The sequence below is a fragment of the Streptomyces sp. NPDC127068 genome, assembly GCF_042724695.1.
Taxonomy (GTDB): Bacteria; Actinomycetota; Actinomycetes; order Streptomycetales; family Streptomycetaceae; genus Streptomyces.
Window position 1 is genome coordinate 19105 of record NZ_JBHXEN010000081.1, and the last position, 8699, is coordinate 27803.

The 8699-nt window shown below is 63.2% G+C and carries 5 protein-coding genes and 3 pseudogenes; 3 read left to right on the forward strand and 5 right to left on the reverse strand.

The annotated features are described in order from the left end of the window. The first annotated feature begins 5 nt into the window (after positions 1-5). Positions 6-758, forward strand: coding sequence for a class I SAM-dependent methyltransferase (locus tag ACFWIA_RS33035; protein WP_387010950.1), 753 nt, complete (start codon positions 6-8; stop codon positions 756-758). Between the two features lie 285 nt (positions 759-1043). Here ACFWIA_RS33035 and ACFWIA_RS33040 read toward each other — a convergent pair whose 3' ends face one another. The 5 genes and pseudogenes from ACFWIA_RS33040 to ACFWIA_RS33060 form a co-directional block, all read right to left on the reverse strand. Next, positions 1044-2150: a methyltransferase gene (locus ACFWIA_RS33040; protein ID WP_387010951.1), complete on the reverse strand. Its 1107-nt coding sequence runs from the start codon at positions 2148-2150 to the stop codon at positions 1044-1046. A gap of 40 nt (positions 2151-2190) precedes the next feature. Then, the gene (locus ACFWIA_RS33045; RefSeq protein ID WP_387010952.1) at positions 2191-3480 is read right to left on the reverse strand and encodes a pyridoxal phosphate-dependent decarboxylase family protein; all 1290 of its coding nucleotides are present in this window, start codon (positions 3478-3480) and stop codon (positions 2191-2193) included. 1721 nt (positions 3481-5201) lie between these two features. Next, positions 5202-5438, reverse strand: a complete 237-nt coding sequence (locus tag ACFWIA_RS33050) for a hypothetical protein (RefSeq protein ID WP_387010953.1) — start codon at positions 5436-5438, stop codon at positions 5202-5204. A 69-nt stretch (positions 5439-5507) separates the two neighbouring features. Continuing rightward, a complete protein-coding gene (locus tag ACFWIA_RS33055; RefSeq protein ID WP_387010954.1) occupies positions 5508-6233 on the reverse strand; it encodes an HD domain-containing protein in 726 nt (241 codons plus the stop codon). 53 nt (positions 6234-6286) lie between these two features. After that, positions 6287-6803 (reverse strand): annotated as a pseudogene (locus ACFWIA_RS33060) (transposase family protein); the annotation flags it as partial. Between the two features lie 17 nt (positions 6804-6820). Here ACFWIA_RS33060 and ACFWIA_RS33065 point away from each other — a divergent pair. Then, positions 6821-7018: pseudogene (locus ACFWIA_RS33065) on the forward strand (transposase); the annotation flags it as partial. 398 nt (positions 7019-7416) lie between these two features. Further along, positions 7417-8523 (forward strand): annotated as a pseudogene (locus tag ACFWIA_RS33070) (reverse transcriptase domain-containing protein); the annotation flags it as partial. Between the last annotated feature and the right edge of the window lie 176 nt (positions 8524-8699).

Here is an 8699-nt window from a genome sequence, read left to right on the forward strand (position 1 = left end):
CCGGGATGACCGCAAAATACAACGCTATTGGCGATAGCTACCGCCGTTTCAAGGAGACCGCCGCGCTGTGCGGACCGGAACGCGCTCATGTCACCGCGCTCCTCGGTGACGTCCGTAGCGAACGGGTCCTCGACCTTGGCTGCGGATACGGCTACTACACCCAGCAGATCCACACACTCGGCGCGGCTCACGTCTTTGGGGTCGACGTGTCCCCAGAGATGATCCGCCTCGCACGCCAATCCCCTCCTGATGCCTCCACCGGCATCCACTTCCAGGTCGGCGACGCCGAAGACAGTACCGTCATTGGCGAGTTCGAAACTGTCGTGGCGGTGTGGCTGTTCAACTACGCCGATTCGGTCAACTCACTCCACAACATGATGACCACCGTGGCCGGCCATCTCGCGCCCGGCGGTAGACTCGTGGCCATCACCGTCCATCCGGCGTTCGACCCCGGCAAGCAGGACTGGGAAGAGTACGGACTACGGACCGACTCTTACACTGAGCTGTCCGACCGCCGACGCTTCCAGTCGTCCCTTCTGACACCCGAGACAGCGATTCCCATCGAGCACTCGCAATGGAACGCCGCGACCTATGCCCACGCAGCCCGCGATGTGGGTCTTTCTGACCTTCAATGGTCCGTCCCTGCCATCCCGGAAACCGAACTGCTGAAACGCGGCGCCGGTTTTTGGGACGCGTTCCGGAGTAACCCGTTCATCGCCGGATTCACTACCCGCTCCAGCCCCACGGCACGTTTCTGACGGGGCCTAGGGGGACCGAGGGCATGTCGCTGTGGCGGCGTCCGCTGTGGCCGGGAGCCCTGGGGGTGCCCGGACTTTCCCCCGGAGCGCCGTCCCCACTGTGCCGTGCGAAGCTGCCAGGAGCGGCCATCGGGCCCGAAGGCGTTCCGCCTCACGGTTGACACAGAGGGGCGGTATCTTGAACACCACCCCACGATGCCCGTGATCCGGATCGGGTGAACAGGGGCTGACACCCGGCTCCGTAGCGCGTTCTCGCCAGGGGACGTCCCCTTCCTTTGCCAAGGCTCAGAACGCACTTGGTGAGCGGGGTGGTTCACACGACTTAGTCGCAGTGATGATTCCGTGCGGAGTCCAGCCGGGCACGTCGGCGCATTGGATCGACGAGAATCCAGATTCGCGCAAGCACTTTTCGTACACGCTCCATGGGTAGATCATGCCGCCTTCGGCAGGTACTGCCGCAAAGTAGACGCTGTCGAGGGCAGCGATGAGAGGGCCATTGCCCGCGTCGTTCGAAATGGAACTGAAGATGACGACCTTCCCGCCGGGTTTGAGGGCCTCGTACGCTTTCCTGAGCAGCGCAGTGTTCTCCTCCGGAGTCCAGATGACGAGCTGGTGGGCGAAGAGCACGCAGTCGTTTTCCGGGGGGAACTGATCGGTGAACATATCGCCGGGCTGCACGCTGATTCTCTCGGCGAGGCCGGCCTCGGCGATCACCGTTTCGGTGACGGCGGCTGAGCCGGGAATCTCCAGGATGGTTACCTCGATACCGGGGTTGTGTCGAGCCAGGGCAATGGCGTTGACGGCGTCGCCGCCGCCGCAGTCGAGCATTCGGGTGGCGTTGGCCAGATCCAGTTCCGCGACGAGATGGTCGTTTGCCAGCTCGGACCACGATCGCATGTACTGGTAGAAGATCGACTTGAGGTGAGGGTGCTGACTCAAACGGTGATAGAGGTCGGGGTGATCGCCGGGTATTCGGCGTAGTCCAGCGTTGGTGCTGTGACGTAGCGAGTCAACGAAGTCGGCTTGGCCTTCGTAGACGATATGTTGTTCGAATGCGACTGTATCCTTGATCTTGCGCCAGGCTCCCTCTTTACTCAATGAGATGATCAGCGGTGCTGTGCTGTAGCGTCTTCCCTCCTTGACTGTGAGTCCGAGGGCGGTGGATCCGAGAAGCAGGATTTCGACTGATCGCTCCTCCAGGAGTAGCTCCTTGCGGATTTCCTCGGAGGTCAGAGGCCCTCGGTTCATGAGAAGTTCGAGAAGGCCCAGTTCGCAGGCGGCGTTGAGATACTGGAAGGCCGCATGTCCGAAGAGAATGAAGGACAGGCGGTCCATATCGAGCGCACCGACCTTCGGCGTGACTGGGGTTGAGCTGAGCTCGAATGAGTCCATAACTTGCTCCCAACATGTAGGTGGGTTCCGAGATGGTGAACTACCCCAGTTCCCTTGATGTTTCTGCTCGCGATTGTTCGCTGGCCTTCTGGGTCTGTGGCACGCGGGGGGCCAATCCTGTATGTGTCAGAGTTGCTCGAATTAGGTCGAGCGCTTCGTTCACGTGACTGCGGTGTGTCCGGTGTGACATCACACAAAGACGCAGAACGGTGCGGTCATGGACCCTGGTGCTAGACAGTTGAATTCTTCCCTGAGTGTTGATCCGTTGAAGGACCGTGGCATGCCCGGCGTCATCGGTGTCTCTGACGCGGAACGCCACTGTGGAGAGCTCCGCTGCATACACTTCCTCGATCATGGGAATGTCGCGCAGCCTCGCACACGCGTAGGCGGCGAGGTCAAGCTTTTCGTCCAAAGCTTCGCGGAAAGCCTGGACCCCATGGAGGTGCAGCGGTAGCCACAATCTGAGTCCGCGGAATTCTCGGGTGAGTTCTGGACCGTGGTCTGCATAGTCGACTAGCCCATCGTCCTGGCGGACGTCGCACAGGCAATCTGCTTCGACTGAGAAGGGTTCTCGGAGTGTCCAGGCATCTCGCACTAGGAGAATACCCGTGCCGAACGGAAGAAAGAGGCTCTTGTGAGGGTCTACGCAGATGGAGTCGGCTTGCTCAATTCCGGCCATCAGGGACCAGCCGCGTTGGGTCAGAGCGAAGAAGCCGCCGTAGGCGGCGTCGACGTGGAACCACATGCCGTGTTGGCGTGCCAGCGCGGCCAGAGGTTCAAGCGGATCGATGGTTCCGGTGTTGGTTGTTCCCGCCGTGCCTATGAGCAGAAACGGTCGCAGGCCGCGTGCGACATCTTGACGAACTGCCTGCCCGGCGGCATCGACATCCATACGTAGGTCGCGGGTTGTGGCGACACGGCGGATACGGTCCGGCAAGATCCCGGCAACCCTGGCGGCCTTGATCATCGCGGGGTGTGTCTGTTCGGTCACGTAGGCGGTGCCACAGCGGTAGTCATCCTTGAGGTGGAATTCACGTGCTGCCGTCACCGCGGACAGGGACGCCATGGAAGCGCCGGTGGTGATGATGCCCATTGACTGATGGGGGAGCTGGAACAGAGCGCATGCCCAGCGTAAAATCCCATCCTCCAGCGCTACCAGCGCGGGTGCGCTTTTACTGAACGCCGTGTAGCGGTTGGTGGCACGGCTCAAGAACTCGCCGATCGCGGAGCTGACTAGCCCGCCTCCCTGCACATGGGCGAGGTTGCCTGGACTTGCGGTTTCCACTCCATAGCCTGCTGCCTGCACGTATCGCCGCAACAGAGTCCCCATGTCACCGGGCGCCTCCCTGGGGGGATCGCGGAGCTCGGCTAGCAGTTCAGTGGACGGAGACCCCGAGACAGCGGGAGCCGTGTCCAACTCTTTGACGAAGTCCGCCACGATTCCTGCAGCACAGTCACCCCATCCGGTCCACTCGTCGGGGGTGGGCTCCAGTCGATTGCCGACAACAGATCCACGGCCTCTTGGCATACCCTGCTCCTCCTCCAGTGTTGTCGTCTCTCATTGACCGGCCGCTGCAACCTATATTCCGTCGACGCGATTCGTGTCAGATCGTGCGCCAAACGCTTGTCGGACATCTGCTGCTCGCGGGGCCGAGCGACTCGACGCAGATTGAGGCGCTCGTTCGCACGGGCCCGAATCCCAAGCCGCGATCGTGGTGTGCCCGTCGCTGATTCTCACCGACCAACTGTTCCATGGGTTGGACCCCGTCGTAGAGAAAAAGGTTGGCCAAGCCCTCATCTTGCAACCCGGAATGCTGGGTCCGGCATGATGTGCACTCGAGTGTCCCCGACACGCAGCCGGAAACGCGTAGCCATGATCTGGTCCGGATCACTTCTGCCCCGTGCGCGAGCCGTTCAACCCAATGGACTTGGAGTGGGAGGGAATGTACGGGGGCATCCACGTTCACGTGGGGCCCTACATCTTGCTGCCCTTGAAACTGTCCCTTTCGCGCTTCCTTACCCCTTCCAGGATGCCCACCGATACATCCGGCCGCCACTCATGCGGGTCGGAGTCCTTGCCCTGACGATGCTCTTCGTCCGGATTGAGTCAGCGGCCGAAAGGCCGGCGACTTCTGTGCTGCGCCGCAGACCTGGTGTTGGAGGTCCTTTACCTGACCGACGGTGCGGAGGTGTTGATGACGCCCACGGACGTCTTCTGGACGGCAGTTGTCGGCCAGTCAAGGTGAGAGAGGCGGAGGGCGCACTTCATGTGCTGGGATAAGGTCCCGAAATGGAGCATAAGGCGGCAAGCACGCCTCCTACGCCCCCTATGATTTTTTGCTGATGCCGTTGCAAAGTATCGGGGAGAGCGGAGCGTCGCACGAACCGAATCGGGGCAGGCCCTGTTGGCAGCCCTTGACCTTGTCGCGACCCGCCTCGGTCAGGCTGGCAGCGTCTCAGTCCTCGACCGTCCCAGTTTCCGGCCGCGGGCTTCGTTGCCGAGTCGGCGGATCCAGCGGTCGTTCGGACCAACGGGGATGGACAAGGATGCCGTTCCCGTTGATCCGTAGTCTCGGGGATGGTTGGCGGGGTGCGGGAGGATTTCGTGGGCGGGTTGTAGGCGCCAGCTTGCCCCGGCTGGCCAAGCAATGTGGGGCAGACGTAGGATTGCGGGTTTCCCCCCGGATGCCGGCCCGGTCGCACAACGCGCCGATCCGTGAGGCCCCCCGGGGCGTGACGGGGCCGGTGAGAGCGGCCTGGTAGTCACCGCTCAGAGCCAGGACGGCAGCCTCAGCCTCACAGCCCCACAGGTCATGCGAGTGCAGCAGTCCGGTATCCGCGCCGTAGCAGTAACCCTCGCGACGATTGGGGGTCCCGAGGGGAGAGTCGTTGCGCCGACCGGCCACAGGAGATGGGCGCTGCGTTTGGCCCAGCGGTCCTGGTCGATGCAACTGGGCTGGCTGTCATCGATGAGAACGTGCCGCTCAGGTCGGTGTCTGGCACGAGTGAGCGCACATCAAGATGCTGGGTGATGGCGCAGGCGGTCACGAATCAGTCGCGCAGGACGTCACCGGCGTTGGCGGTGACGCGGGTTCGTTGTTGGCCGTCGGCTGCCTCGACCACGCGCTGGACGTGACCGAGGCGTGTGGGCCTGTCGCAGGCCAGGAACGCGGTGTCGGGGAACTCGGCGAGGAGCGCGATCAGGATCGAGGTGTCGATCGAACCGGCCGCGCCGATCACCCCGATCCCGCAGTAGACCGGTGCCGGGGTGCGTGGTGTCGAGTACATGGCGGGTCAGGCTGCGAACCAGGTGGACGGACCCGCCGTGGCCGGTGGTGATTGAGGGAGCAGGTCGATTCAAAGGAAGTTGTTGGGCCAGATCATGGTGCGCCACATATGGGCTACATGGGAATCATCGAACCCCAGACCCTGGGCAGGCTGGCGAAAGTGGCGGCCGACCACGTCCTCGAACTCCTCGAACTCGATGTCGACCTCGGAGTCGAAGGTGTACACGTCGTTGATGGTGACCATGCGGGCCGACATGTACCAGCGGTGGCGGCGGGCCTTCGCGTAGGCGGCCCGGGTGTGGGCCGGCGGCTGGTACTCGGCCCCGAAGAAGTCCCGGTACGCCTCCGGGTAGCCGTATCCCACGCTCTCGTCGGGGAAGTAGCGCAGGACCTCGTGCTGACGGATGGCCCACGCGACTTCCTCGTCGACATAGGGTTCCACCATCTGGGCACCCCAGTGACCGTGATGACTGCGCAGCAGGCCAGCGATCGAGATGTCGTGAAGCAGGCATGCCAGCACTACCTTGTCGTCCGCACCTTGTTCCCGCGCCTTGCGCGCGCTTTCCATCATGTGACGTGTGGTGTACGAATCAAGGGCGAGCCGTCGTCGGAAGAAGTCGGCGAGAGTCGGTTTCTCAGGCAAAGAGGGAAGGGCGGGGTTGTCACCCATCATGAAAACTTGCCCCCTTCTCAGTGAGGACAGCCACTCGTTGCCTGGGCGGTGGTCATCGGTCCCCAGCGTCGCAATCGCCGGTGGGCAGATGAGGCGGTCACGCTTGTGCTGGCTGTGAGACACACGTACTACCTTTCCCGAGATGACGCCACCGAGCACTGGCTACTGAGCCGTCTTCATCCTGAGTGGTTGCAGGTCAATAGTGTTTGGACTGCCTGAACGATAATGTCGATGCGGTGGGTGGAGGATCTAACTCGCCGGAGCAGTGTCCAGGACTTGAGCTGATCGAAAGCGCGTTCACGCGGGGTCCTAGCCGGGCGTGGTCCTGGTTGAACTTAGGTCAGTACTCGGGCTGTTCGCGGTGGTGGTAGTGGAAGTTGAGAAAGTGACATTGGCGGTCTGGTGGGCACGATCCGTGAGTACGAGGATCTGCTTGGAGATGTCGGCTTGGGCGATGCCAGGGGCGCGGGCCGCAGTCAGACCATGAGTGGGGCCGGACGTGGACTGGGAGAAGCAGAGCGGTGTGTCGTCGGGTCGGGCGATGGCCTGCACGTTCATACCGTACTTGCGGCGCTTCATGGAGTAGTACGGCCCATCGGCGGTGGTGCAGTCGATGGGCATGAGGGCGCCGTCGACGATGACGAGGTCGGCCTCGCCCAGGCCGGTCAGGGCCTCGTGCGGGCCCGGCGACCATGCTGGAGGACATCGAAGGGGCTCACACCGGACCTTCGCCAGTCGACCGCGCGATGCCTGGCAGCAAGCACCACCTGATCACCGACCGCCACGGAACACCCCTCGCCGTGTCGCTGACCATTGGAAACCGTCACGACGTCACCCAGCTTATGCCGCTGCTGAACACGATTCCCCGTATCCGCGGCCTGGTCAGCTGGCCCCGTCACAGGCCACGGCGGCAAGCGACCTCAGGAAGCTGATGCCAAGGGGAGGACACTGCTGGTCCCGGGGCAAAGGGGGCGCCCACCCCAGCCGCGTCTTACTGGTGCGGAACGTGGAAACCCCGTCGAGGTCCAGGCGATGAGCCTGGTAGTCCGACCGCAAGGAGAGCTGAACTCCCCGGCGGGATAAGGATGATCCAAGAAGCGAAAGCCGTTAGGCCGAAAGGCCAGAGGAAACCGGGAGAACGGGACCTTCCCCGTTCCCGCACTACTCGCCGGATACATGCCCTGGTGGCCTGGCCCGACAGGGAGCCCACGTGGATCAGGTGAGCCTTTGAAGTCACCACTGCAAGGACGTCGGAACCGAAGGACAAGTTAGGTACTGGAGGCGCGAATTGGGGGGGGGCACGGTCTTGGCTGAGCCTTCGGCGACTGCGGTGAACGGACCGGAGGACGAGACCCTCGACTGGCACGGCATCGACTGGGACGTGTGCGAGGACAACGTACGGCGACTGAGGCAGCGGATCTTCAAGGCGGCGCAGGACGGGGACCTGAAGAAGGTCCGCAACCTGCAGAAGCTCATGCTGCGGAGCCGAAGCAACACGCTGGTCAGCGTGAAGCGGGTGACGCAGCAGAGCAGTGGTCGCAAGACCGCCGGCATCGAAGGGGAGCGAGCCCTCACCCCAGTGGCGAGGGTCAAGCTGGCGACCGAGGTCCATCGGGCGTCCCAGCCCTGGAAGGCCAGGCCGGTCAAGCGCGTATTCATCCCGAAGAGCAACGGGAAACAGCGCCCGCTCGGCATCCCGGTCATCCGTGACCGGGTGCTCCAGGCCCGCGTGAAGAACGCGCTGGAGCCCGCGTGGGAAGCGCGGTTCGAGCCAAGGTCCTACGGCTTCCGGCCCGGCCGCGGCTGCCAGGACGCGATCATGGCGATCTTCCTGACGGTGAAGGGCACGTCCTCGAAACGTCAGTGGGTGCTGGACGCGGACCTGTCGGCGGCGTTCGACCGCATCGACCACGACCATCTGATGTCCTCCATCGGCCAGTTCCCCGCCAGGGACCTGATCCGGGGATGACTCAAAGCGGGAGTGGTCGACCGGGGCCGATTTGCACCGACGGAGGAGGGGACTCCTCAAGGCGGTGTGATCAGTCCGCTGCTGATGAATGTTGCTCTGCACGGGTTGGAACAGGCCGTAGGGTGCCAATACAGGGTGGCGGGAGCCGGGCGGGAGCCCGGCGCGTCCCCTGGCACTCCCGTGCTGGTGAGTTATGCCGACGACTTTGTAGTGCTCTGCCACGACGAAGCCCAGGTGCGCCAGGTCAGGACCCGGCTGGAGGACCGGCTGAAACCGAGAGGTCTTCGCCTCAACGAGGAGAAGACCAAGGTCGTCCACCTCGAAGAGGGGTTCGACTTCCTCGGCTTCACCGTCCGCCGGACGGGCGGCAAACTGATCATCAAACCGAGTACTGCAGCCTGCAAGAGGCTCCGGGAGCGGTTGCGGAACGAGGCGAATTCTGTGGCTTGCTTGAGCCGGATGCCGGGATGACTGGCACGTCCGGTTCTGAGGGGGCCGGGTCACGGCAACGGGACCCGGCTACCCGACTTAGAACTCCTATCGGAATGACTTCAGGCGTCGCCAGCAGATGAGTGCGCATCCGAGGGTGAGGAAGGCTTCGTGGATGTCGTCGCGTATCT